Origin of the sequence: Polynucleobacter hallstattensis, from assembly GCF_018881835.1 — a bacterium.
Classification (GTDB): Bacteria; Pseudomonadota; Gammaproteobacteria; order Burkholderiales; family Burkholderiaceae; genus Polynucleobacter; species Polynucleobacter hallstattensis.
Genome location: NZ_JACVPO010000002.1, coordinates 469,127 through 494,095 on the forward strand (window position 1 = coordinate 469,127; position 24,969 = coordinate 494,095).

24 protein-coding genes are annotated in these 24,969 nt (G+C 44.4%); 6 read left to right on the forward strand and 18 right to left on the reverse strand.

What is annotated here, in order from left to right; genetic code table 11:
• Positions 1-5 precede the first annotated feature (5 nt).
• The gene (locus tag ICN26_RS08840) at positions 6-1,298 is read right to left on the reverse strand and encodes a ferredoxin:protochlorophyllide reductase (ATP-dependent) subunit N (protein WP_216268066.1); all 1,293 of its coding nucleotides are present in this window, start codon (positions 1,296-1,298) and stop codon (positions 6-8) included.
• Positions 1,295-1,768 carry a 2-vinyl bacteriochlorophyllide hydratase gene (gene bchF, locus ICN26_RS08845; protein WP_215354072.1) on the reverse strand — a complete coding sequence of 158 codons (474 nt, stop codon included), beginning with the start codon at positions 1,766-1,768 and terminating at the stop codon, positions 1,295-1,297. Before bchF ends, ICN26_RS08840 begins: the two co-directional genes overlap by 4 nt.
• 228 nt (positions 1,769-1,996) lie before the next feature.
• Here bchF and ICN26_RS08850 point away from each other — a divergent pair, with 228 nt between their 5' ends.
• The 5 genes from ICN26_RS08850 to ICN26_RS08870 all read left to right on the forward strand — a co-directional run bounded on the left by ICN26_RS08850 (position 1,997) and on the right by ICN26_RS08870 (position 7,343).
• The gene (locus ICN26_RS08850; protein ID WP_216268067.1) at positions 1,997-2,791 is read left to right on the forward strand and encodes a cobalamin B12-binding domain-containing protein; all 795 of its coding nucleotides are present in this window, start codon (positions 1,997-1,999) and stop codon (positions 2,789-2,791) included.
• A gap of 34 nt (positions 2,792-2,825) precedes the next feature.
• Complete coding sequence (gene ppsR / locus ICN26_RS08855) at positions 2,826-4,250, forward strand: transcriptional regulator PpsR (RefSeq protein WP_216268068.1); 1,425 nt, start codon at positions 2,826-2,828, stop codon at positions 4,248-4,250.
• A 6-nt stretch (positions 4,251-4,256) separates the two neighbouring features.
• The gene (locus tag ICN26_RS08860) at positions 4,257-4,949 is read left to right on the forward strand and encodes a spheroidene monooxygenase (protein ID WP_216268069.1); all 693 of its coding nucleotides are present in this window, start codon (positions 4,257-4,259) and stop codon (positions 4,947-4,949) included.
• A complete protein-coding gene (gene crtD / locus ICN26_RS08865; protein ID WP_216268070.1) occupies positions 4,933-6,426 on the forward strand; it encodes a 1-hydroxycarotenoid 3,4-desaturase CrtD in 1,494 nt (497 codons plus the stop codon). Before ICN26_RS08860 ends, crtD begins: the two co-directional genes overlap by 17 nt.
• A 68-nt stretch (positions 6,427-6,494) precedes the next feature.
• Positions 6,495-7,343 (forward strand): carotenoid 1,2-hydratase family protein, encoded by an 849-nt coding sequence (locus tag ICN26_RS08870; RefSeq protein WP_500797037.1) that lies wholly within the window; start codon positions 6,495-6,497, stop codon positions 7,341-7,343.
• Between the two features lie 9 nt (positions 7,344-7,352).
• Here the strand turns inward: ICN26_RS08870 and ICN26_RS08875 are convergent, their stop codons facing one another.
• From ICN26_RS08875 to ICN26_RS08940, 14 genes are all read right to left on the reverse strand, one after another.
• Positions 7,353-8,417 carry a phytoene/squalene synthase family protein gene (locus tag ICN26_RS08875; protein ID WP_369411822.1) on the reverse strand — a complete coding sequence of 355 codons (1,065 nt, stop codon included), beginning with the start codon at positions 8,415-8,417 and terminating at the stop codon, positions 7,353-7,355.
• Entirely contained in the window at positions 8,407-9,966 is a 1,560-nt protein-coding gene (locus ICN26_RS08880; protein WP_216268071.1) for a phytoene desaturase, read from the reverse strand. The genes ICN26_RS08875 and ICN26_RS08880 overlap by 11 nt, the downstream gene beginning before the upstream one ends.
• A gap of 59 nt (positions 9,967-10,025) precedes the next feature.
• Positions 10,026-11,069: a photosynthetic reaction center cytochrome PufC gene (gene pufC / locus ICN26_RS08885; RefSeq protein WP_216268072.1), complete on the reverse strand. Its 1,044-nt coding sequence runs from the start codon at positions 11,067-11,069 to the stop codon at positions 10,026-10,028.
• Positions 11,066-12,064 (reverse strand): photosynthetic reaction center subunit M, encoded by a 999-nt coding sequence (pufM, locus tag ICN26_RS08890; RefSeq protein ID WP_216860405.1) that lies wholly within the window; start codon positions 12,062-12,064, stop codon positions 11,066-11,068. The genes pufC and pufM overlap by 4 nt, the downstream gene beginning before the upstream one ends.
• Positions 12,065-12,096: 32 nt before the next feature.
• A complete protein-coding gene (pufL, locus tag ICN26_RS08895; protein ID WP_215354086.1) occupies positions 12,097-12,921 on the reverse strand; it encodes a photosynthetic reaction center subunit L in 825 nt (274 codons plus the stop codon).
• A gap of 98 nt (positions 12,922-13,019) precedes the next feature.
• On the reverse strand, positions 13,020-13,196 hold the full coding sequence (pufA, locus tag ICN26_RS08900; RefSeq protein WP_071608677.1) for a light-harvesting antenna LH1, alpha subunit: 177 nt from the start codon (positions 13,194-13,196) through the stop codon (positions 13,020-13,022).
• A 10-nt stretch (positions 13,197-13,206) separates the two neighbouring features.
• The gene (locus tag ICN26_RS08905) at positions 13,207-13,428 is read right to left on the reverse strand and encodes a hypothetical protein (protein ID WP_216268073.1); all 222 of its coding nucleotides are present in this window, start codon (positions 13,426-13,428) and stop codon (positions 13,207-13,209) included.
• A gap of 50 nt (positions 13,429-13,478) precedes the next feature.
• A complete protein-coding gene (gene pufB / locus ICN26_RS08910) occupies positions 13,479-13,625 on the reverse strand; it encodes a light-harvesting antenna LH1, beta subunit (RefSeq protein WP_046330418.1) in 147 nt (48 codons plus the stop codon).
• Positions 13,626-13,748: 123 nt separating this feature from the next.
• Positions 13,749-15,206 (reverse strand): chlorophyllide a reductase subunit Z, encoded by a 1,458-nt coding sequence (gene bchZ, locus ICN26_RS08915; RefSeq protein WP_215354093.1) that lies wholly within the window; start codon positions 15,204-15,206, stop codon positions 13,749-13,751.
• Complete coding sequence (bchY, locus tag ICN26_RS08920; protein WP_216268074.1) at positions 15,206-16,729, reverse strand: chlorophyllide a reductase subunit Y; 1,524 nt, start codon at positions 16,727-16,729, stop codon at positions 15,206-15,208. Before bchY ends, bchZ begins: the two co-directional genes overlap by 1 nt.
• Positions 16,730-16,743: 14 nt before the next feature.
• Positions 16,744-17,751, reverse strand: a complete 1,008-nt coding sequence (locus ICN26_RS08925; protein WP_215354095.1) for a chlorophyllide a reductase iron protein subunit X — start codon at positions 17,749-17,751, stop codon at positions 16,744-16,746.
• A complete protein-coding gene (gene bchC / locus ICN26_RS08930; RefSeq protein ID WP_216268075.1) occupies positions 17,748-18,698 on the reverse strand; it encodes a chlorophyll synthesis pathway protein BchC in 951 nt (316 codons plus the stop codon). The genes ICN26_RS08925 and bchC overlap by 4 nt, the downstream gene beginning before the upstream one ends.
• Positions 18,699-18,778: 80 nt before the next feature.
• Positions 18,779-19,942, reverse strand: coding sequence for a methyltransferase (locus ICN26_RS08935; protein WP_216268076.1), 1,164 nt, complete (start codon positions 19,940-19,942; stop codon positions 18,779-18,781).
• Positions 19,943-19,960: 18 nt separating this feature from the next.
• Positions 19,961-20,866, reverse strand: a complete 906-nt coding sequence (locus ICN26_RS08940; RefSeq protein WP_216268077.1) for a polyprenyl synthetase family protein — start codon at positions 20,864-20,866, stop codon at positions 19,961-19,963.
• A gap of 141 nt (positions 20,867-21,007) precedes the next feature.
• On the opposite strand from ICN26_RS08940, the gene ICN26_RS08945 reads away from it, so the two are divergent.
• Positions 21,008-21,892: an alpha/beta fold hydrolase gene (locus tag ICN26_RS08945; RefSeq protein ID WP_216268078.1), complete on the forward strand. Its 885-nt coding sequence runs from the start codon at positions 21,008-21,010 to the stop codon at positions 21,890-21,892.
• Between the two features lie 99 nt (positions 21,893-21,991).
• Here the strand turns inward: ICN26_RS08945 and ICN26_RS08950 are convergent, their stop codons facing one another.
• Both ICN26_RS08950 and bchI read right to left on the reverse strand, forming a co-directional pair.
• On the reverse strand, positions 21,992-23,794 hold the full coding sequence (locus ICN26_RS08950) for a VWA domain-containing protein (RefSeq protein WP_216268079.1): 1,803 nt from the start codon (positions 23,792-23,794) through the stop codon (positions 21,992-21,994).
• Entirely contained in the window at positions 23,791-24,825 is a 1,035-nt protein-coding gene (gene bchI, locus ICN26_RS08955; RefSeq protein WP_216268080.1) for a magnesium chelatase ATPase subunit I, read from the reverse strand. The genes ICN26_RS08950 and bchI overlap by 4 nt, the downstream gene beginning before the upstream one ends.
• Between the last annotated feature and the right edge of the window lie 144 nt (positions 24,826-24,969).

Below are 24,969 nucleotides of genomic sequence, written 5' to 3' on the forward strand. Positions count from 1 at the left end.
ACCCCTTAAGCCGCTAGTTTCAGACTGCGATTTAAAGGCCGTGCAAACAGCTCTGCTAAATCAGCAGCCTGCTCATATCCATGCACGGGGCTAAACACCAACTCAATTGACCACTTAGTCGTAATACCCTCAGACTCAAGGGGATTGGCTAAGCCAAGTCCACAAACCACGATGTCGGGCTTATCACTCCGACAGCGATCTAATTGCTTCTCGACATCCTGGCCTTCAACAATGCGAATATTTTCCGGCAATAAATCAAATTCACATTCCAAATGCTGCTTATGAATATAGGGTGTGCCTATCTCCAGAACTTTCATGCCACATTCTTTGGACAAGAAGCGCGCTAAAGGAATTTCTAGTTGTGAATCTGGAAAGAAAGAAATACTTTTATTTTCCAAAGCTGGCAGGTAACGTGCGAGACTCTTTTTAGCCCGATCAATTCTGACTTGGGTTACTTGATCAAATTTGCCATCATCAATATTCCAAGCCTTGGCTGCAGCTTTAAGCCATGCGGTAGTACCTTCAACTCCAAATGGGAATGGTGCAGATAGTCTCTTTGCGCCCCGCTCCTCAATGAGTCTGGCAGTTTCAGCCAAGAAGGGCTGGGCAAGTAGGTAATGAGTATTGCTATTGATCTCAACTACTTGCTTTGAACTCTTTGGCGGGAAGAACGATACATTCGTAATTCCCAGCTCATTAAAAATGCGTTGGAATTGATCTTCAACGATATCTGGCAAGCAACCAACGATGAGTAAGTTTTGCTCGACTGCAGGAGCTTGCTTTGGTGTATCCGATATTAAGGATGCCAAGCAGGCATCCTCGCCTTGAGTAAAGGTTGTTTCAATTCCGCTACCCGAGTAACTCAATATGCGGCATTGATTGATCATCTCCTTATTCAATCTTTGCGCGGCACGAGACAGATCTAATTTAATCACTTCTGACGGGCAAGAACCTACTAAAAATAGCATCTTGATGTCAGGACGTCTTGTCAGTAAGGCCTTTACAACCCGATCTAGCTCATCATGCGCATCCGCAATTCCAGCAAGATCACGATCATCAATAATCGCCGTCGCAAACCTTGGCTCTGCAAAAATCATGACCCCAGCAGCTGACTGAATCAAATGTGCACAGGTTCTAGAGCCAACTACCAAGAAGAAAGCATCCTGAATTTTTCGGTGCAGCCAAATAATCCCTGTGAGCCCGCAAAATACTTCCCTTTGACCACGTTCTTTATAGATTGGAATATTTTTCCCAACATGGGACTGAGCTTCTTTTGGCAGATCAACGATAGCGTTCATGCTGCAACCTGGTCATTAAACTGCAGGCGAGCCATCCGAAGCTTGTAAATAAACTGGCCTGCATTAATAAAGTAGGATGCATACGCTGCGAGAGCGAGATACATCAGACTACGATCGCTCATGCCACCAGCTATGAGGAAGTAGAGATAAATCGTATGTAGGGAAATGACCAACATACTAAATACGTCTTCCCAGAAGAAACTATCGGCAAATAAATATTTTCCGAAAACAACTTTCTCCCAAATACTTCCAGTAAGCATGATCAGATACAAAAAGAAGGTTTTAACCACTACTGAAATGGTGGCTAATTCATAGTGATGGCCAGAAATAAGATATTGCACGACCAAGTACAGGCTAATCAGGCAAACTAAAAATTGAACAGGCGCCAAAATCCCCTGGACTAGGGTCCACACAGTGGCATCGCGTTTTGCGCGTTGCTCCTGACTGTATAGAGGCTTATTGATCTTCATTTTTGGGCGTGATGTTTTTGGCTATGTGTAAACAAAACTTTACGCTTATTAGAACTTACTAATACTGGTACTTTCCCTAGTTTATATTAGTGTTTACCCTAGTTAATAGAAAATAATTGCTATTATTAGATCTCTAGTGTAATAATTATTTTACATATGTTTGTAAATAATACAACACTTTAGATCAAGGGCCATTGGGTGAATCCATCTTTTAAAAAAGAACTCATCATGGAAGTGTTCAGCACTCAACTGCCCCACTTAGTTGAGGAAATTGAACGCAAGGTTGAGGGAGCTAATAAGCCCAAAGCCTCCAACGAAGATGGTTGGATTGAGACCCCCATACCCACTCTGAGCAAACAAGGGGAAGTATTAGGCGATGAGGAGATTAATCGCATTACCCAATTACTACTCTCTACCGAAGATGGGGCCTTTGAGCTGGCGATTACAGTACTCAAGACTCATGGGGTATCGATCAATTACATTGTCTTAGACCTCATACCCACTATTGCTAGAAGACTAGGCAAGCAATGGGAAGATGACACACTGAGTTTTGCCGAGGTATCAATTGGGGTTAATAAGCTTGAGCGGGTTATTCATAAGCTCGACTACCTTTTTCAAGTAACTCAATTAGAAAAACGAGGTGACCGCTCGATTCTGATCTCAAATTTTCCAGAATCACAGCACTCTCTAGGCACACTTATTCTTTCTAATTATTTTATTCATTCTGGATGGCGTGTTTGTCGCCCGGAAAATAACAGTATCAAATCCATCAGCCGAGAGCTTGAGTCTAATAATCATGATGCTATTGCCATCTCAATATCTTGTGACGAGCAATTGGATCTGCTGCCAAATACTATTAGCTTTCTGAGGGGAAAATCTAAGAACCCCAAAATTAAGGTACTGATTGGGGGTCCGCTCTATAATAGAGCGCCTGCAACATTTGATTGCATTCAGGCGGATATAAAAGCATTTACCCCTGAAGAATCTGTTGAAAAATTAGAGCTTGTTCTCAGCCAAATATAAAAATAATTATTAGAAAAATCGGTAAATAAACATAGTGACTAAAATTTTCAATTTAGCTCCACAAGCAATCGATGCCTTAGATGTGCATCAAGCAGCTGCAATACTGTCGCTTTCAGTCGATCTTGTGTTTGTGATGAATAGCTCAGGCTTAATAGAGAATGTATTAAACGGCTCAAAGCCTATTGCCAGCAATACGCAGTCTTTAATTGGGAAAAATTGGCTCGATACGGTTGCTATTGATAGCCAACCTAAAGTCAATGCTCTTCTCAAAACAAGCGAGGATGAGTTAGAGCAAAAGTGGCGCCAAGTAAACCAATGGATTGAAGGATCGCCCTCTTTTCCAATTCAATTTAGTACGATTTTTTTTTCAAAAGAAAATAAGTTAGTTGCTATTGGCAAAGATCTCAGCAGCATCTCTTTGCTGCAGCAAAAACTGGTCGACTCTCAACAAGAAATTGAGCGTGACTATGCCAATCTTCATGCAATACAAAATCGTTACGTCCAACTATTTAATAACATTGATCAAGCCTATTTAATAGTAGACAGCCAAACCCTAAAGATTCTTGAGGTAAATAAATCTGCGGGCTTTTTGGTAGGTGACCTAAAGAAAATTCAGGGAAAACTATTTACTAATTTATTTCCTGTAAAAGATTATGAGGCTATACAAACTTATTTAGCAGAATCAAAATCAGGAATTTTGCAGTCTCCTATCCAATCGACACTGGAGAATCTCAAAGAGAATGTAGAAATCTCTAGCGTCTTGTTGCGTGAGGGCAATCAAAATATTTGCCTAGTATCCATTAAGCCAAGATCGAAGAGTGTCCCGACTAACAATCTAAATGAGCAAACTACTTTGCTCACACAGGCCATTGAAGACTTTCAAGATGGTTTTATTGTGTGCAGTACTAGCGGCGTTATTTTGACCGCCAACAGTACCTTTGTTTCTATGTCTCAATCTGCCCAGAAAGAAAATATTCTCGGCAAGTCCTTGGAAATATGGCTAGGTAGAGCGGGAATTGATTTAAAAATTATCCTCGGCACCGTGCGCGAATATGGCTCAATCAAAGACTATTCAACAACAATTACCGCCGATGATGGTAGCTCACCGCAAGAAGCCCAAATTTCAGCAGTCAGCTTTATCAGTGGAAAACTTTCAGCAGTTGGTATTAGCATTCATCTGATTTCGAAATCTGTACAGCAACCTAGCGCTAAATCTGAGAACCTAGGAAAGAATGCCAAGGAACTAACCCAATTAGTTGGCAAAGTTCCTTTAAAGCAAATCGTTACTGAGACCACTGACATTATTGAAAAATTATGTATTTTGGCTGCCTTAGATCTCACGATGTCCAACAGAGCCTCAGCAGCTGAATTACTAGGCTTATCTCGACAAGGTCTTTATATCAAAATGAGGCGTTTTGGCATTGTTGATAGTAATGCTGCTGAAGATATTGATGCCTAATTTCTCATGACTAATCAGACAGCAGTATTAGCTTTAATCAATATTGCTGCTGGTTCTAGTGGATGGGGGCTATCACGCTATGTTCTGGGTAAATACCCCTTCGCTGGGTTGCAAGGCCTGCAATTTTGCAAAGTACTAGGCTCTGGATTTAACGGGGGATTTAGTACAAAACCAAGCCTCACAAAACAAGGCTTCTTTTGTGTATTTGATGAGCCTGAAAATGCAGCCGCTTTCTTAAAAAATGCTGCTATCTTGCGTGCATACCGAGATCATTCAAATGAAATGTTTACCGCAACGCTCCAGGCCTACTCTAGCCGTGGTTCGTGGTCTTCATTTCCAATGCAAGACTTGGTAGCAAAACCGATAAGAGGTCCTATTGCATCTCTGACTCGAGCTTCAATCAGACCCACTAAAGCGATGCAGTTTTGGAGCAAGGCAAAGCCTGCTGAAGTTTCCATTAATCAGGCATCTGGAAAAATACTGACGGCTGGACTTGGTGAGGCACCCTACCTTCGCCAGGCAACCTTTACTATCTGGAATGATGAGCAGTCTCTAGATCGCTATGCGCAGGAAGGGGCTCATCTCGCAGCCATTAAAGCCGCATACGGTAAAGACTATTTTTCAGAGTCCATGTTCACACGCTTTGTAGTCAATTCAGCTCAAGGTGTATGGCAAGGTAAGTATGTTGAAATCGCCTAAGGTTCTCATTGTTGGAGCGGGTATTGGTGGTCTTAGCGCTGCTTTGACCTTATCCCATCAAGGTCTCGATGTCACGGTCATCGAGAAGAATTCAGGGCCAGGTGGAAAGATCCGCCAAGTGCAAGCAGGCAGTTCTTTCATTGACTCTGGGCCTACGGTCTTTACGATGAAATGGATCTTTGATGAACTCTTTGCAGATTGTGGAGAGCATTTTGATTCAGAATTCGAACTTGAAGCATTAGATATTCTTGCAAGACATAGTTGGGGTGATAACTATCTAGATCTGTATGCGGATAGTCAAAAAAGCGCTGATGCTATTGGCCAATTTAGCGGGCCACAACAAGCAAAACAGTTTTTAGAGTTTTGCAAAACAGCAAAAAAAGTTTATCAAGCACTCAAATCACCTTTCATTGAGTCCCCTCGCCCTAGCATGATGGGAATGATGTCCTCTTTAGGGCTAGCAAAAAGTAAAGTGCTATGGGACATCGGCCCTTTTAGTAGCTTATGGTCAGCATTAGACCGCTACTTTCCTGATCCTCGTCTACATCAGCTGTTTGGGCGTTATGCAACTTACTGTGGCTCATCGCCTTATTTGGCTCCGGCAACTCTGATGCTGATTGCGCAAGTAGAAATGGAAGGTGTTTGGTCTATTAAGGGCGGAATGATCAAAATCCCCGAGGTCATTGCACGCTTAGCCCAAAAGAAACAATGCAACTTTAGATACAACTCGGAAGTCCAATCGCTGGATATTGCCGGGGATAAAGTAAAAGGTGTATTGCTCTCTTCCGGCGAATATCTTGAATGTGATTACCTGATTTTCAATGGCGACATTAACGCCTTAAAGCATGGCTTACTGGGTGAACCAGCTAGTGAAGCGATTCCTAAAAATCTTCAACAGTCTGACTCTCTATCTGCAGTCACTTGGTCAATGCAAGTTAAAGCATCCGGCTTCCCCTTAGTCAGACATAACGTTTTCTTTAATCAACCCTACCGTGATGAGTTTTCGGATATTTTTTCTCAGAATAAAATTCCAGAAAATCCAACGGTGTATATATGCGCTCAAGATAGAACGGATCATGCGATCGAGAGCGACCAACATGAGCGGCTACTTTGTCTGGTGAATGCGCCAGCAAATGGTGGCACTTCATCTTACGACGTAAAGGAAGTAGATCGATGCGAGCAAAAAATATTTTCACTCATGCGCCAATATGGTCTGCAACTTCAAAATCTGGAAGTGACTCGAACGAGCCCTCAAGAATTCGCCAAACTCTTTCCGGGTCGCGGAGGAGCTCTTTATGGTCAAGCAACTCATGGATGGATGAGCTCATTTCAGAGGCTCGGTTCTCAATCTCAAATCAGCAACCTTCTACTCACGGGGGGAAGCACGCATCCGGGTCCGGGAGTTCCCATGGCGGCTATGTCCGGTCGATTGGTGGCCGCAACCCTAATGGAACACCTCGGTTTGACCAAGCGGTAGATCCAGGCAATTATCTCTGGTGGTATGTCGATGGTCTGAGTGATGATGGTCTTTATGGCTTTAGCATCATTGCTTTTGTTGGCAGCGTGTTCTCACCCTATTATGCTTGGGCCAATAAAAAGCAGCCCGCAAATGCAAATGACTACTGCGCTATTAATGTTGCGCTTTACACACCAAATTCAAAATGCTGGACTATGACTGAGCGAGCTCAGAATGCGATCAAGAGAACGGAACATACTTTCACGATTGGCCCTAGTCATTTGCATTGGGAGAATGATGTTTTAACTATTAAGATTAAAGAGCGCGTACCTTTACTGGGGAGCAAGGTAGAGGGCACTATTAAGGTTTATCCAGATCAACTCTTTAATCAGGTTGTTGCCTTAGATGATCAGGAAAAGCATCGCTGGGGGCCGATCTCTCCGTCAGCAAGGGTTGAGGTGTCCTTTACCAAACCCAATTTACATTGGAAAGGGAGCGCCTATTTTGACTCGAATGAAGGCGATGAGGCAGTCAGCCAATCGTTTAGTGAATGGGACTGGTCTAGAGCACACCTGAAGGATGGAAGTACAGCCGTTATTTATGATGTCCGCCAAAACAATGGTGCAGAGCGCATCATCGCCTCCAAATTTAATCTCGATGGTACGGTTGAGCCCTTTGTAGCGCCAGAGAGAGTCTCCCTAAGAAAAACTGGCTGGGGCATCAAAAGAAATATGCGCTCAGAAAAACCTCAGTCGATGGAGCTCTTAAATACCTACGAAGATACCCCGTTTTATGCGCGCTCCAGAATTCAATCCCATCTGCTTGGGGAAGAGGTCATTTCGATGCATGAGACCCTCAACGTCAATCGCTTAAAGTCCAATATTGTGCAACTCATGCTACCTTGGAGAATGCCGAGAAACCCAACAATGATTTTTTAAACAGAGTTTTTAAGCTTGTTGCTGAGCGTTGGCGTGATAAGTTGCCGCTTTTCGGAGCTCGACTTTTTCAAGTAGCCCTACAACCCAAATTAATCTTTCCTCAACACTTCCAGTGTAATGAGCGTACGGCTCTTCTGGCCTAACGACATTAACCAAAAACTGTATAGAGGCGATCTCGCTGAAACTACGAGTCGGCTTAGCGGTAAAAATAGCGGTTCTAAATGCCTTAACAAGTAAGAGTAGCTTTCTCTTTTTAGAGACTACGGCACGTCGAGAGACCGAATCATAGGCTTGTCGCTCTACCTGACGACTGATTTCTGAGTAAATAAAGCTAGCAGCAGCAATTGCCGATCTACAGTTACGCGGCAAGCCAGAGAATCCAAAGGAAGAACGGCTGTAAAGGTCATCCGCGTAAGTAATCAGTCTTTTAACTACCCTGGATAATGCGGGACTAAATTGGGGATTAAGTAACCACTGATCCGGATCAATACCCTCCTCCTCAAGCCACTGCTTTGGCAAATAGAGTCGTTGATTTTTTGCATCCTCACCAACATCTCTAGCGATATTACTTAGCTGCATTGCTAGTCCGAGCTCACATGCTCTCTCTAAGACTGCGCGATCTCTGACTCCCATAATTAAAGTCATCATGACGCCGACGGTAGAGGCCACTCTTGCGGAATAATCACACAGCTCTTCTATTGTGTCGTATTGCCTACCACTGCGATCCCACCTGAATCCCTCAACTAGAGCCTCTAATATTTCTCTAGGAATCAAGAATCGTTCAACGACTAAAGCAAGTGCTCTGTCTGCAGGGATATCAGCAGGAGTCTGCGCATAAATACAATCGAGTCGATACTCAATTTGCTTGATGACATCATCTGGCGCATTAGGATCATCTACCATGTCATCCAATAGACGGCAGAATGCATAAAGTGCAATGGCAGAATCCCGTATTTTGCTAGGCAATATACGTGAGGCAGAAAAGAACGACTTAGAGCCCTCCTTCATCAGACTTTCGCAAGTCTGCAGATCTTGCTGAAAACCAAATTCAGCGGTAATCGCTCTATCGTGCACGGCTATCTGCAACCTTAACAGGCTCGATTAATGAATCTAGAGCTTTAGCTGACGACAGTACTCCAGGTATGCCAGCACCAGGATGGGTGCTTGCCCCAACCATATAAAGACCTTCAATATCTTCACTGCGATTGTGTGGTCTAAACCAAGCGCTTTGGGTTAGGAGAGGCTCCAATCCAAATGCTGCGCCCTTAAAAGACAAGAGTCTGTCTTTGAAATCTTCGGGAGTCATCACAAAGGATTCCACTAGATTCTCTTCTAAGCCCGGCAATACCGTCTCTTCTAACATTGTTGCAATAGCCTGCCTATAGGGCTCAGCCTCTTTTTTCCAATCCGTTCCACTATCTAAATGGGGCACAGGAGATAAAACATAAAATGTGTCACAGCCCTCTGGCGCCAAGCTGGGATCAGTAGCGGTCGGGCGATGTAAGTAAAGACTGAAATCTTTTGCTAAGTGATGACGTTTAAAAATATCCTCTAGCAATTCTTTATAACGCTTGCCAAGCAACATCATATGATGCGGGATTTGTGGATACTGTTTCTTGGTTCCAAAATACCAAACAAATAAACTCATGGAATACTTTCCATTGTTTATTTTTCTATCTGTCCAAATTTTTCTATGCTGCGGCTCAATCAGATTTTTATAGGTCCATGCAGTATCTGCGTTTGACACCACCTTATCAGCATAGATCACTTCCCCACTTTCTAAGGTGACCCCAGTGACCTTGCGATCGACGATATTGATTTTCTTGACCGTGCTGTTATAACGAATAGAAACCCCAAGACCTTCGAGCAAGCCTACCAATCCCTTGACAATGGCGCCAGTGCCACCCATCGCTGAATGCACACCCCACTTACTCTCTAGGGAGTTTATTAAAGCGTAGACAGCTGTTACTGAAAAAGGATTTCCACCAATCAGCAGAGGATGAAAGCTCATTACCTCTCGCAGCTGAGGATCTTTCATATGCTTGGCTACTAGACTGTAGAGGGTTTCCCAAGCGCGCATTTTGATCAGACTGGGAAATGCCTTTGCAAGATCAGCTAGGTTGTCGAAGGCGACATCGCCTAACTCTTCAAAACCTAACTTATAACGGTATTTGGCATCTTCCAGAAAGCGTAAATAACCCGGCAAATCCTTTGGATTAAATTTACTGACCTCCCGCTTCATTTGCTCTAAATCGCCGGTGTAATTAAAGATCCGTCCATCAGCAAATCGGATTTGGTAGAAGGGATCCATGGCTCTAAGATCAACATCATCAGCCATTTTTTTACCGCACATCTCCCACAACTCTTCCAATAGAAATGGTGCAGTAATAATGGTCGGGCCAGCATCAAAGGTAAAGCCATTCTTTTTATGAACGAATGCTCTACCGCCTGGACTCTCGAGTCGCTCTAATACTTGTACTTGATAGCCTTTTTTTGCCATGCGAATGGCGGAAGCTAGACCCCCGAATCCTGAGCCAATGACTAAAACACGCTCAGCATGATTGCCGTCATGAGGGTTTGTGATTTGCCCCGGAATCTTAAATAGATCGACCTTTTGGTCCATCACACTTCCTTTAGTGAAATCCCCCTCTTACTCACAATGAACAAGAGGGGGTTACTACATCAATTCTTAGAACTATGAATACTATCGGCCGGTTTAGTTTTGGCAGGAACAAGATATGGATAATCTTTGACCATGCTTTGTCCTAAGAGAGGCTTATTTACACCCTGATGGCAAGTGGCGCAATTGGCTTTGGCTACATCACCATCTGGTCCCTTACGGTTATCGGGGAAAGTAGATGCTAATGAATCTATATAGTTGGTATTTACATCTTTCAGCATCTGAATACCATGCCAAGCTTGTATACGTTGTGGCGTACTCTGCTCCCAACTACTAAAGGCGCGACTGTTATGACAGTACGTACAATTGACCCCAAGAGAGCTCGACATGTGCGACATCACGCCATACACACTCTCGGTACTTTGTAGAGTTGCTTTATGTCCATTAGGCAATGCATCACCCCCAATAACACGCGCTGCACCGGCACCGGCCACGAAGTAGCTTCCAAAGGTGTTATTAGGTAAGGAGGCATAGGCGCTACCTGCCGTTGGATCATTTTGACCATTCTTATTACCCAGCATATTACCGCCACGGTTTTCGACTGTATTGAACCAAACATTTTGCGGGATGTTATTACCACGGTGACAGGTATAGCAAGTTACACCTGTAGTTTTTACGTGATTATTCCAAGTGCCATTGATCTCTTGATTCATCAAGATCATTTTTCTAGCAACGGTCTTGGTGTACATAGAGTCATCGGCAAAGTTTTGAACGTTATGACAGTAAGCACAACCTTCTTTAGGAGCAACCCAAGCGGTCATAGACACCATAAAAGCGCTGAACTGAGCAGCACTCAAGTTATTAAGCACCTTGACGTTCTTGTATACAGCACCAGCCTTGGGTCCATCGGCCGATGCTGGAATTCCTGCCGGCATTTCATTGAGCTTGGCCAGCTGAGCATCTGTTCTTGGATTATTAATCTCAGCCATACCAGTGCCTCGGAAGCCAGTTTGCTTTGATTCTATTGGCGGCCGCTCACATGCGGTCAGCATCAAGATGCCCAGAATTCCGAATACAACTGTTAATTTATGACGTAGGTTCTTCATTTTTTCTCTCCTATAGCAATTGGAGCAGCGGGCGCTGTAAGGGCGGGATCCGTCATCGTTCCATATATTGCTGGATAAGCAGGTGCTATGTCGTGCTTCACACCCCATAAATACCAGTTATCAACTACTGTGCCAGTCAACAAGATACCAATACCACCGGTCAGCGGTGTCAATATTGCAAACCACCAAGCCCAACGGTGAATAGATTCCATAGTTGCATTGAAGCCCATGGTCCATCTCCAAAACAGTGCGGCCCGCTCTGAAGCTGTACCACGATCAACAATTTGTTCGATTTCTCGCTCTCCACCAAAACGGCTCACCGCCAGAATGGTTGCACCATGCATTGCGAAGAGCAGGACAGAGCCATATAGAAATACGATTGAGAGCATGTGGAACGGGTTATAAAACAAATTTCCGTAGCGAATCGAGAGGGCAGCCGTCCAGTCCAAGTGAGAAAAGATGCCAAATGGAACTCCTTCACTCCAGCTTCCCATCAATACAGGTCGAATCAGACCGAGCACTAAAAATAACCAGATTGCGGAAGCGAATGCCCAAGGTACATGGTTACCCATGCCAAGTGCTTGTGCGCGGCGGAAAGTTCTGAACCACCACAACATAATGGATATCGTGGAAAAGAGACCCACAATCAGCCACCAACCACCCTCATTTAGAGGGGGGAAGCTAAGGCCATACTTAGGTGAGGGGGCATCTAGAGAAAGCCAGAACAGTTTTCTGACAAACTGAAGTGGATTCCACCCTACTTGTGCCCACATATTCATACCAATGATGAAAAATGCCGTCATGCCGAACATGAGTGACGCGACACCAAGCCGTCCCAGATAAATCGGTCCAAGCTGAGCATTGCCTAGGCGACCCAGTAAATGGCTAACGCCGATTGAGCGAGTTCGCTCACGCATATCGTATGCGTTAATGGGCACGCCATGACTAGCAGGTCCAGTTACTTGAGTTTGAGTAAATAAGTTTTGATATTCCATAATGCTCTCCGCATATTTAATTCAGCTGAAAACTACCCCCAGATAGGCAAATTCAACCACCACGTCCACCACTCAGGCCATCCTTTTGTCCAGAAAGGCCCGCTGATCACGATACAAACTGCACTCCAAAAGACGGCTGCTAATGCCAGGAATAAACCGAGGCGGTGAATTCCCAAGGTTCCTACTGAATAACCAATAATGTCCCTGAAGAAAGTATCTTCATGCTCCGGAGTCCTGACAGTCTTACCAGCAGCAGGATTGGTAGAAGACAGAACTAAAGCACCATGCAGGGCAAGCGCTAAGGTTGTAGTGAAGAATAAGGTCACCGCAATCATATGAGCCGGGTTGTAATGAAAGTGCAGGTACTGATAACCGGTATTGGATACCCAATCAAGGTGACTCAAGATTCCATACGGGAATCCATGTCCCCATGCACCCATCAGCACTGGACGAATTACCACCAAGCTAAAGTACGCAAAAATTGCCATGCTAAAAGCCAGCGGAACATGAAGACCCATACCCAGTTTTCTGGAGATCTCTACCTCGCGCAAAGCCCATGATCCGAATGCGCCTAAGGCACAAATCGTAATGATTTGCCAAAGTCCGCCCTCCATCATGGGAGCTGGCCCTAGACCATACTTCAGATCGGGCGGAGCAATATTGATTAGCCAGGGATTAAAGACCCCTACCTGAGAGGTTCCCCAAAAAATCATTGCAGTCCCGAGAAACGTAAAGAAGACTGTAGTGACACCAAAAAATCCCACGTAAAACGGGCCTACCCAGAAATCAAATAGATCTCCACCGATAAGTGTCCCGCCGCGTACGCGGTATTTCTTTTCAAAGTTGAGCATGGCCATTTAGCGCTCCTTGCACTATGAGATTTTTCTCATAATTAATTAATATTGCGTAGACGAATCACTATCTCTAGAAATTCGTCTACGGTTTGTACATCTACTTACTTCTTCGCTGCAGAGATTGCTGCTTTGTACTGCTCTTGACTCATGCCATCCAACCATTTGTACTGAACAGTGCTCAATAAAATGAGATGAATCATCGCTGCCAAAGCAAAGAGAAAAACTCCTTGGGCAACCATTGCACGTAGTGGGTCGTATAACTTCCAAATTCTCCACATAATATTTCTCCTAATTTAAGTAAGACATAAAGCCGTAAACACCTGACTCGACTGATTTGAAGAATGATCCCCCATCAGATCCAGAAAATAACCACGCCTTCTGGGAGCCAGGCAATACAACCAAAAAGAGAGCTGCCATAAAGATCACTACATAGCTAATTAAAAAAATGATCTTGAACGACACCGTGTCGGGTAGATGATTCTTATTGATTAAATCTGCATTGGTCTTCATATAAAACACTCCTTTTAGTTGAATCTATTTACTATGTACTTACTGCTGCATCAAAAGAACCATGGACGCCATGCCCATACAAGTATGTGCGCGACGACAGCGATGGCAGTAAATCCAAGAAGACCTTGCACATAAAATGCATGGAATTCTTGAGCTTCTGCATCGGTAAGCCCAGATATAGATCTGTTTTCACTCATGATGACTACTCCTTGAGACTGACCTTACGGTCTTTTCTACATCACCCCTGTAGATTTGGGGATACAGCTTTACTACGCCATATACGTTTAGCCTTTTAATAAGGCAATTTCTTTTAGCAAAAGTCATACTGTCTCTCCACTCAGGTGGGATAGCGTGGACTTTTGAACACAATCGACTGTCACTCTTTCAATATTCTGTTTGCGTGCCTCAAACTCAGCTTCATCACGAATTCTTTTTGCAGCTGAAATTTGCGTCAGCACAGGTTGATTACTAATTAATTTATTCATCAATGCTTGGGCTTCTTCTTCCCAAGGAATAGAGGCAATCTGGCCTTGTATTCTTGCTGGGGTTGGATCCACCTTATCCATCTCTGTACCTAATGGCAGGATGTGAAAGAGCGCATCAAATAAGGAGTTACACACTTCCTGAATCAGATAGACCGCCCCGGAATAACCCATAAACGGAGTGCCGGTATGTCGACGGATAATCGCGCCAGGGAAGGAAGCGGGAATATAAGAGAAACGTGCATTCACTTCGCTTCCGTACATCCGCTCGTTATAACTACCAAACATGACTAATGGTGTTTTCTTCTGCACCAAATCTCTCACTTCGACGTTATTCGTTTTATTACCAGGCAATCTAGAGACGGCAAAGTTACAAGGGAGACCCATCTCATCTTCCAAGAAATTACGTACACCACGGGTATAGGTTTCGTTAGCAACGATGGCAAAACTAGCTGTGCCAAAAAAGTCTTGAGTCACAGAGCGCCATAAATCCCATGCTGGTTTGAGTGTGGTGTGCTTTTCTTTTTCGATAAAACTTTCCACATCGATCTCACAGAGCTCACCCAGCTTACGCAGGAATGCAGTGGTCGATTGCATACCAATTGGCGCCTGTAAATAAGGGCGCTCCAGGGTCTCACACAATAAACGTCCATATTCGCGATACATGCAAATATTGACATCCGCATTGACTAACTTGGCAACATCGGCCAGATGAGAGCTCAATGGGAACACCATATTGACCTCTGCACCAATGCCCTCTACCAAACGTCGAATTTCTGCGAGGTCGCTATATAAATTAAAGCTGCCATAGGCTGGGCCAATGATATTGACTCTCGGCTTTTCGCCTTCTGCTCTGACGCGCTGCGGAATCTTTTTGAGGCCATACTCTGTCCATAACCAATTCATGGCACGATTTGCGCACTGCCACTGATCTTCATCAATGGTTCTGGGTAAGAAACGCTTAATTCCAGTTCCTTCTGGTGTCACACCGCCGCCAATCATTTCAGCAATAGAGCCTGTAACTACTACTGCTGGTAAATTGGGATCGAGCACCTTGTGGGCCCGCTTCATCGACTCTTCTGTACCTTCTCTACCGAGCTGCTCTTCTGCTAATCCAGTAACCACAATCGGCAACTCATGCGGAGGCAATGCATCGGTGTAATGCAAGACTGAAGTCACTGGTAAATTTTCACAACCGACAGGTCCATCAATGACAACCTGCAGCCCCTTGATAGCTGTGAAAACATACACGGCTCCCCAATAGCCGCCAGCGCGATCGTGATCAATGACTAACATTAGCCCATCTCCTCCGCTTTTTGCTTGGCAATTGCTTTCTCAAGCTTACGGCGAACTTCGGCCTTAAATTCAGGGCGATCTACCGGCATGTCTTCCCAAACTCCAGTTGTATGCTCAGTACCGACACCTTCAAAGAATTCAGTCATGTTGTTGAATCGCTCTTTATTAGCTAGAGCTGCATTCACAACCTGGGCTAATGAACCCGCGCCTGCAGCACCCATCAGCGGCCGCGCAGATATTAAATTCGTGAAATATAAGGACGGTATAGCCAATTCTTTTGCTTTTTGGACCACTGGCGTAGTACCAATCACTAAATCTGGTGAAAACTCTTTCATTGCGGCAAGGTCTTGCTCAAGAGAAGCGCGATATTGGACATGTATGCCTCTGGATTCGAGCCAATCTAAGTCTTTGCTACTCCAAATAGTTTTTGGACAAGCTGTTCCAACATAGCGAACGTCTGCCCCACTCTCAACCAACAGTCGGGCAACGAGTAACTCGGAGCCTTCGTAACCGCTGACAGTGATACGACCTTTAATAGGCTTGGCACTTAAGGCCGCCTTGATCATCGGTAAAAACTTGGTTTTTGCATTGCCAATTTTTTCAGCGCTAACACCACAAGCATTACCTATCTCATCTAGCCAGTCGGCTGTACCGTCATATCCGATAGGTGCAGATCCGACAATTTGTCTACCGGCAGTCTGAAACTCACGAATACTCGCTGTATAAAAAGGATGAATGGCAGCAACTACTTTTGAATCCATTGCTTGATACAGTTCACGCCATTCTCTGGTGGGAACAACCGTTCCGACAGCTAAATCCATGGGCTCTAACATCATCCCAATACTGATAGGATCTACTGGGAACATCTCTCCAAGTAAGGTGATGGTTGGCTTCTCTGATACACCATTACGAGGCGCTTGAACTGGACCGCTTTCAATTTCATTACGCGCATAGCGCAACATAGCGCTGGCTAAAACATCTTTTGCTTCGGCATGGGTCGGAACTCCAAAACCAGGAACATCGATACCAATGATGCGAACACCATTAATTTCTTTTGGTAGCAGTTGAAGTGGTACACCACTGGCAGTCGGTACGCATAAATTAATAATGACGATGGCGTCGTAGAGCTCTGGGTTAGCCTCTTTGTAAACAGCCTCTCGGATATCTTCAAATAACTTACCAGTTACTAAAGATTCAGAATTAAATGGCACATAACCCACGCTGCGACGGGCACCATAAAAATGCGAGGTAAAAGTTAAGCCATAAACGCAACAAGCAGAACCCGACAGAATGGTGGATGTGCGACGCATTCTTAAGCCAACCCGCAGAGATCCAAATGCAGGACACATGCTCTGCGGTTGGTCATGAGGCCCCTTTGGGTAATCTTGAGCGTACTGCCCCAAGATCTCGCTCTTACTAGCATTTTTTGCTGCTGCCAGTAATCCTTCTGCGCCAGAGTGGCAAGCAATCCCCGATACATCGGCAGATGCATTTTGAATAGGAATTACTTTAGATGATTTCATTTGGCTCTCAGTCTCTATGCTTTGTCATAAATTACTTCGAGGGTTGGCTTAATCACTTCATTTTTGCCAACCATGTCAAAAATAGTTGCAGGCTCTAGTACGACATCTCTACCGACTTGGCTTGCAGAAAATAGTCCTAGCAAATCATCTGGAGCCATTGGTTTTGGTCTTACAGGTGGCGCCCCTGCAACATTGCTAGCTAACTCTTCAAAGAGTGGGCCCCATTGTGAATCTGGTCGACCGATGATTTCGTAACTAGCACTCTTTCTTCTAATATCGTCATTGGCAGGAATAACAGACAGGATGGGAATCCCAACTTGTTCAGCGAAGGCGGTGGCTTCACCAGTACCATCATCGCGGTTGATGACCATACCTGCCACACCCACATTGCCACCCAACTTCCTGAAATACTCCACTGCAGAGCAAACATTGTTTGCTACATAGAGAGACTGCAAATCGTTACTTGCTACCACAATCACTTTTTGGCACATATCGCGAGCAATTGGAAGACCAAAGCCACCGCAAACTACGTCACCCAAGAAATCAAGCAGCACATAGTCAAAGCCCCAATCATGAAAGCCAAGCTTTTCCAAGGTTTCAAAGCCATGAATGATTCCGCGTCCACCGCAGCCTCGGCCAACCTCAGGTCCACCCAACTCCATGGCGTATACGCCATCGCGCTTAAAGCAGACGTCGCCAATCTTGACTTCTTCGCCAGCTAATTTTTTCTTTGAGGATGTTTCGATGATGGTTGGGCATGCCTTACCACCAAAGAGCAATGATGTTGTATCGCTTTTAGGGTCACAACCAATCAGCAGCACTTTTTTACCTTGCTGCGCCATCATGTAAGACAGATTCGCTAAGGTAAAACTTTTACCGATACCACCTTTGCCATAAATAGCAATGATTTGAGTTTCTTTTTTGATCTCGCCGGTATGAACCTGATCAGGTTCGATAGCAGCCTCTTTCTTTAATGCTGCGAATTGAATCGTAATTTCTTTTGGGACGCTTGGTGCATTCATAATGCTTCTCTCCAGTCAACAATCATTTTGAGACAGTTTGGATCCTCAAATGCGGTGTGATAAGCCTCACCAATTGAACTTGGGGTTCTTTGATGCGTAATTAATCCCTGCAGATTGAGGTGTCCGCTGGAGATCATTTGCTTCACATCGGCCAGATCCTGTGGAGCCCACTGAGCGGCAATTCGAAATCTTGCCTCTTTCATGAAAGCCTTAGGAAAGTTAAATTGAATATCTTTGTTGTAAAAGCCAGCCAAGGTAATTTCGCCACCTGGCAAGAGCTGTCCAACTAAAGAATTTAAGACGTCCACTTGACCACTAGCATCACAAATGTTTTTGTACTTGCTCTCTTGGTCTTCGCTAGGATGAACGACGGTATAACCATCAGCATTACCCATACGATCTGAGTCGATTTCCCAAACAACGGGATGGCCACCTAACATCACTGCGATTCTGGCAATCAAGCGGCCCAGTACGCCATGCCCAACAATCAGGTCTGGTTGCAAAGCCTTCTTACCCTGAGTCACGTGATATGCAGTAGCTGCTAGTGCAAGCAATACACCTTCCTCACCAATTGTTTCAGGCAAGGCAATAATTCGATCGCTTGGTACTACAACATGAGAAGAGGCTCCACCAAATAATCCTTTCACATCACCAAAGCATTTAGCGCCAGGTACGAACACCCGTTGATTCAAGCTAAATTTTGATTTTTTACCGACTTTAGTAATGCGGCCAACAGATTCATATCCAGGCACTAATGGATAGCCCATGCCAGGGAAATCAGGCATGGTTCCATTCCAGAGTAATTTTTCTGTACCAGTGCTAATTCCGCTCCACTCAATCTGCACAACAACATCCTCATCTCTTGGCTCATCAAGCAAAAGACGCTTCAACCGAAGCTCTCCTGGAGATTCGAGTAAGACTGCTGTTGAATGAAGTTGACTGGGCATTTGTATATTTTTATTTACTTTGCTGTATGTAAACTAATTTATACACATAATAGGATATGCGCATTAGTAATTACCCTAAATTAACGACTAATTAGTAAAACTTGGGCATTAATTGGCATGTTGGAGGGTAAAACCTCCACTTTTTTGAAGCCTGAGTCGATTGCCAAGGCCGAAATCTCGGAAATACTTCTCGGTTTACCACGGCCCATTGCCAATAGATAAAAACCAAAATAAGCCCGTCCCATCGCTGGGTGGCCCGGTGTATCAGCCATCGGCTCAGCGATTAATAGCTTTCCATTGGGCGGGAGCGCTTCAAAAACCGAACGCAAAAGAATTTTGACGCGCGCATCGTCATGATCAAAGATTACCCGAATCAATGTAATCAAATCGGCGCCATGAGGCAGAGGATCTTTAAAAAAATCACCGCCGTATACCTGAATATCTTTTTGTTTTTGGTCTTTCAAAAAACCATCTTGTGCAAGCTGCGCTACACCTGGAAGATCAAATAATTTTCTCTGTAATTGAGGCGCATTCAGATGCACTCGTTTTAAAAAAGTTCCTTGACCACCACCAACATCCAGAAGACATTGATGCCTAGAAAAATCGTATGCATCAACTACTTGATCGGCGACTAGTGGTAGTGATGCTGACATTAAATCTGAATAATTTTTAACGCGCTCTTTATCTAATAAAAATTCTTGTTCCTTTTCATCTTCAGAAACATAAGGCCAAAATTTTTCTAGATTTTTATTTTTAATACCGCCCGATAACAACAACAAAGGATCTTTAAGATCTTCATACAGTACGGTGTGATGCTCGATCATCGCAGACAATGCAGTATTGCCAACCATGGGGGCGCCGAGTGCACCTAAGCCATATCTCTGATGAGAGCGCAGCTCTAGGAGATCAATCGATACTGCGCCATCGAGTAACTTCTGTAATGCATCCAACTCAAGACCGCAGTTATTTTTTATGAACCCGATTTCTAATGGGCCATTTTTTAACAGGTTAAATAAATTGATTCGAACACAAGCAAGCAGTATCTGTGTGTAGACAAAGCCAGCCATCAAATCAAACAGTTGATTGGCTCTTTTTTTTGCAATTCGATTGATAAAAGGAATTTTTGAAACTGCGTTTTGAAAGCGACTATTTGCAATAAGTTGATCTCGATAGATGCAGAGTTTTTCCCAAAGGCTATATTCACTTGGGCTTACATTGATCACAGCTGTCTCTATGGATGGCATACTCAATATCGATTCAGTCTAGGCAAATTGCCTTTGAGCAACAACGGCAATATGTCTTTCATCATTCTGAAACCATGAAGATGGGAGAAGTCTCTCCGCCTCAAATGCCACTAACCTTTTTAAAGCAACATCTCCTTTGCAACTCGGTATTGAGGAGATAGCCTTTCCAACCAAAGTATCAAAATGCTCAACAGCGCCATTGAGTCCTAATTCTTTTGCAGAGCTTGGACGGTGATGCTCTTCATCCTGCCCTGCTGGCTTACCAAGAAACTGAGCATCCCCTAATACATCACGAATATCGTCGGCAATTTGATAGGCCTCACCTAGCCATTCGCCCAAGCCCATCCAGGTTTGTGCATCAGCACCAGCAGCTTGTGCGCCGCTAGCTGTTGCTGCAGCAAACAGAGCGCCCGTCTTTGATCTTTGGTAGTCACTAAGAACTGCTTGCGATTCGCACTCCCAAGATTGGCCGGCAATAATTCCGAAGGGTGCCCCTACTCCCTCAGAAATCGTTTTGATAATTGGAGCTAAACGTTGGGCTGATCTTCTCGAGGCGGCAGCAACAGTCTGGTATGCCATCACAATCAGAGCATCACCCGCTAGTACCGCAAGCCGTTCTCCAAACTCTTTATGAACCGAGGTTTGACCTCGACGCATTTCCGCGTCATCGAAGCAGGGCAAATCATCGTGCACTAGAGAGCCACAGTGAATCATCTCAATCGCAATGGCACTTGCCATGGATAGTTGCGGATCATCGTTACCGCAGGCATGAGCCACTGCCAGAGTAAGTTGCGGTCTAATGCGCGCACCCCCAGGAAATACAGCATGTCTAATAGCTTTGCTCAATAAAGCCGGCCCTTTTGCTGACTCATGGGACTTCAATGCTTGCTCTAAGGCTCTATCCAAATGCTTGATTGGTGACATGTTCTTGCCCCTAAAGGAATAAATTACTTTGTCAAAATAAGAATACGATTTAATATGTAAAAAAATATAGACACTATTTGAAGAGCTGTCAAACCAAAATATTCGGGTTAACCCTTAATTTTTAAATGTAAGTTGCTTAGGATGATTAAAAGAGTTCCAAATGATTGGCCCAATAGCGCCTTTAGCCAAGAAATTCAGGTTGGGGATTTGTTTTGGCACGTTCAAGTTTCTGGAACCTCACCAAGTCACCTGCTGTTGCTTCACGGCACTGGATCATCAGCACATACCTGGGGGGCGATCTTTGCAGAGCTCTCAAAGCATTACACCGTGGTTGCAGTAGATCTACCGGGGCATGGCTTTACAAAAAACTTAGGCAATAAAACGCTCAGCCTAGATCAATTGGCTGACACACTTACCGACCTTAGGAAGGCTTTAAAGATTGATTATTTCGATAGCATTATTGGGCACTCTGCAGGAGCAACGCTAGCCTTAAGTTACGCACTAAAAAATAAGCAACCAAAGACGATTATTGGACTAAATCCCTCACTCATTAGCTTGCCCAATTTTTACAATAAGTTCGTAGCACCGTTTCTCAATCCGATTGTGACCTCATCATTTTTTACGGCTGTGTTGTCTGACTTACTGCCAAGAACAAGCATGATTGATAGTCTATTAGATTCAACCAAATCAGTCCTGCCACCTGAAAAAAAAGAGCGTTATAAAACACTCTTCAAAAGTGCTGATCACCTTAATGGTTCTATGAGCTTCATGGCTGGGGCAGATATCCCGAGCTTACTCAGTCAGTGCAAGAAAATTAGCTCTCGATTGACATTTATTGTCACAGAAGATGACGGCTGGATTCCGATAAAGCAACTCCGTGAGGTGATTAAAAAAGACTTTATAAATCCTCGCATCATAGAGATCAAAGGTGGTCATTTATTCCATGAGGAATCTGAAAAACTAGCGCTTGAATTCATTATGAGTGCATTAACAGAAGAAGAGGCAAAGCATGTTCACACTAACTAATGTCGCACTATGTCTAGGCCTTGTACTTGGTCTAGGACTTTTTATGAATGCCTACCTTAAGGGTAAGAAAGTCTTAGGCAAGCTTTCTCAAAAGAAACCTTATTGAACATTAGCAAGCTGTATAGCAGCATGCGAAATTATCTTGCCTGAGCCGCTGTAAGGTAAAGCTAGATATTGCGCAGCCATCATCTGGGAAAGCTCTTGCGCTAAAACTTCAGGCTGAGGCGAGGTATCAACAAATAAAACGCAGTGATTTTTTACTCTTAGCTCTTTAGCGGCCATCAGGGCATCGTTGTGAGCCTCAGATCTACCGCCTACTCCCTTAAGATTTACGTTTGCCTTGCCATCACTCAGAATGACAATGATGGGAGTTAAGCCTTTTCTCTTGAGCACTACGGCCATTTCATTTGCCGCTCTAAAGCCTGTTGCCAGAGGCGTTCCTCCCCCACCTGGGAGTGTTGCTAAATTTCTCTTTGCTCTAACAAGTGATCGAGTGGGCGGCAGAATGAGCTCAGCTTTAGAGCCCCTCATCGAGAGCATGGCTACTTCGTCGCGACGGATATAACACAGAGCCAGTAGTTGCTCCAAGGCTCCCTTGGCCTCAGCTAGGCGTTGTGTTGCAGAAGATCCTGAGGCATCGACCAGGAAAATAGTGACAGTTCCCCGTCTTTTTAGATACTGCTTTATATGTAAATCTTCTGACCGAAAATCAATTTTCCTTTTTCCAGGACTGTATTGCTGTGAGCCAATATGACTCTCGCGTACACGCTGCCAAGGAATTGCAGCCCGAATACTTTTTAAAACGTCTAAGCGACGACCACCTCCTGGCTGTCCCTTACGTGAACTCATTGGCCTTCCACTGATAAAGCTATTTTGAGACTCACCAGATTTTCCAGAAGTATGCGAAGCTACATGAGTTGAGCGAGTACCTTGTTTAGATTGGGCAAAGAAATCCTTTGGGACGGATGCTTTGGCTGCTGCAACGACGATATCTTCTAACTCTTCCTGAGATGGTGGCTGGGGATTGGGTTGCTGATCTCCATCCTCTTCAGGATGATTGTTTTCTGGGTTTTGATCTGGGTTCTGATCATCACCCTCTTCATCCTTAGAGTTTTCTCCATCATCTTGATTTGGCTGCTCTGCTTCTGGTGGTGCATGCAGTATTTTGGAATAGGTATAGACCAAGCGCGCGGCATCAACTACCTCATCTTGACCGACCACTTGCAAGCCCCGTAATGCTGCCAAGGTCTTCGCCGTCTCCACTGCAAACTGGTTGGCTCTAAAAGAACCAATACCAATCTTGAGGGCTGATTTAGTCAATACCTCAATGTAATCAATGCTGCAAACTACTCTGGGTAATAGCTCTTTGGCATCCCGAATATCATCTACATGAATCGCTAAATTTTCTTTCATGTCAGCGAGAGAAAATTGATCAAGATAAACTTCAAAAGCCAATCTATCCATCATCCTAGGGCTAAAGCTATCGCTCGCAGCCTCTGATTCATCTAGGGCGATTACTCCAAACTCAGCGCCATGCGTAGTGCCGCTATCTAATGCTTGCGAGATTAACGCCAGCACCTGAGTATCCATGCGTTCAGCCATTGATAACAATAAGAAGTTACCTTGCGCCTTCTCTAAAAGTCCTTTACTAAGGACTAAGGAACCTTGATTGAGAGTAGCTTCAATGTCTAAGGAGCCCATTAATTGCTCTGCTACTAGGTTGGCAGGTGCCTTGATCAGACGCGCTGCTGGAGAACACAGAGCAGAGAAATAACTAAGCCATGAATCTCTCACAGGACCAAACTGACCTCTGAGGCAGACGCCTTTAAGTACCCGAGGATTAATCGCTACTAGAGCAGCAACGATATTTGCATCAAACCACGCTAATTGATCTGATTTCACTTCGATGTATCGGCAAAGAATTCTTGCATCGCGCGTTCAATGCGCACGTTAGAACTACTGTCATCTAGTGGATTACGGCGTAGACGATGGCTCAGAGCAATAGGGGCAATTTTCTTTAAGTGCTCTAAATTGGCTTTTTTCTTACCCTCAAATGCGGCAAGCGCTCTTACCGCTCTTAATACAGTAAGCTCCCCTCTTAAGCCGTCTGTACCCAAATGCGCGCAAAGCTTGGTTGCCAACTCCAGAAGGCTATCATCAACCTCGACTTTATCCAGCATTTTTTTGGACTTGCTGATTTTTTTCTTTAGCTCTAATTCATCTTCCTGGCATTGAGCAATAAATTGTTCGGGGTTGCGTTCGAACTCATCGCGCTTTTTGATAATGGACACCCGCTCCTTAAAGTCTGTAGGGGTTCGCACTTCAATTGACAGTCCAAAGCGATCTAGCATTTGGGGGCGAAGCTCACCCTCTTCGGGGTTGCCGCTTCCAATCAAAACGAAGCGTGCTGGATGCCGAATACTCAAACCCTCACGCTCAATAATATTTTCTCCAGAGGCAGCAACGTCAATCAGAAGGTCTACCAAGTGGTCCTCAAGCAAATTGACTTCATCAATATAAAGATAGCCACGATTTGCTTTAGCCAGCAGTCCTGGCTCAAATGACTTAATTCCTTGTGTCAGCGCTTTTTCAATATCCAGGGCGCCAACCACTCTATCTTCAGTAGCCCCTAAGGGGAGGTCAACTACAGGAACAGAAATTAGCTGTGATGAAAGCTTTTGTCCACTCGCTTTTTTAGCCAAGCAATCAGTACACAGATTGCTTGAATCTGGATCACAGTGATAGTGGCAAGCAGCAACCGACTTCATTTCAGGGAGCAAAGAAGCTAAGGAGCGAATGGTGGTAGATTTTCCTGTACCGCGATCCCCAAAGATCAGCACTCCACCAATGGAAGGGTCGATCGTACAGAGTATGATGGCAAGCTTCATTTCAGCTTGTGAGACTATTGCTGTGAACGGAAAATTAAGGGCCATCGCTATCCTAAGACAGATTAATATGTAGTTTGAATTTTACTTAGATTAGTGTAACTAAATGTAAGTGATAGCCCTTAATATTCCTCAATTCCACCCATTGCAAGAATTCAAATTCAAGTCTGATTAAGCTATTTTTATAAGTTA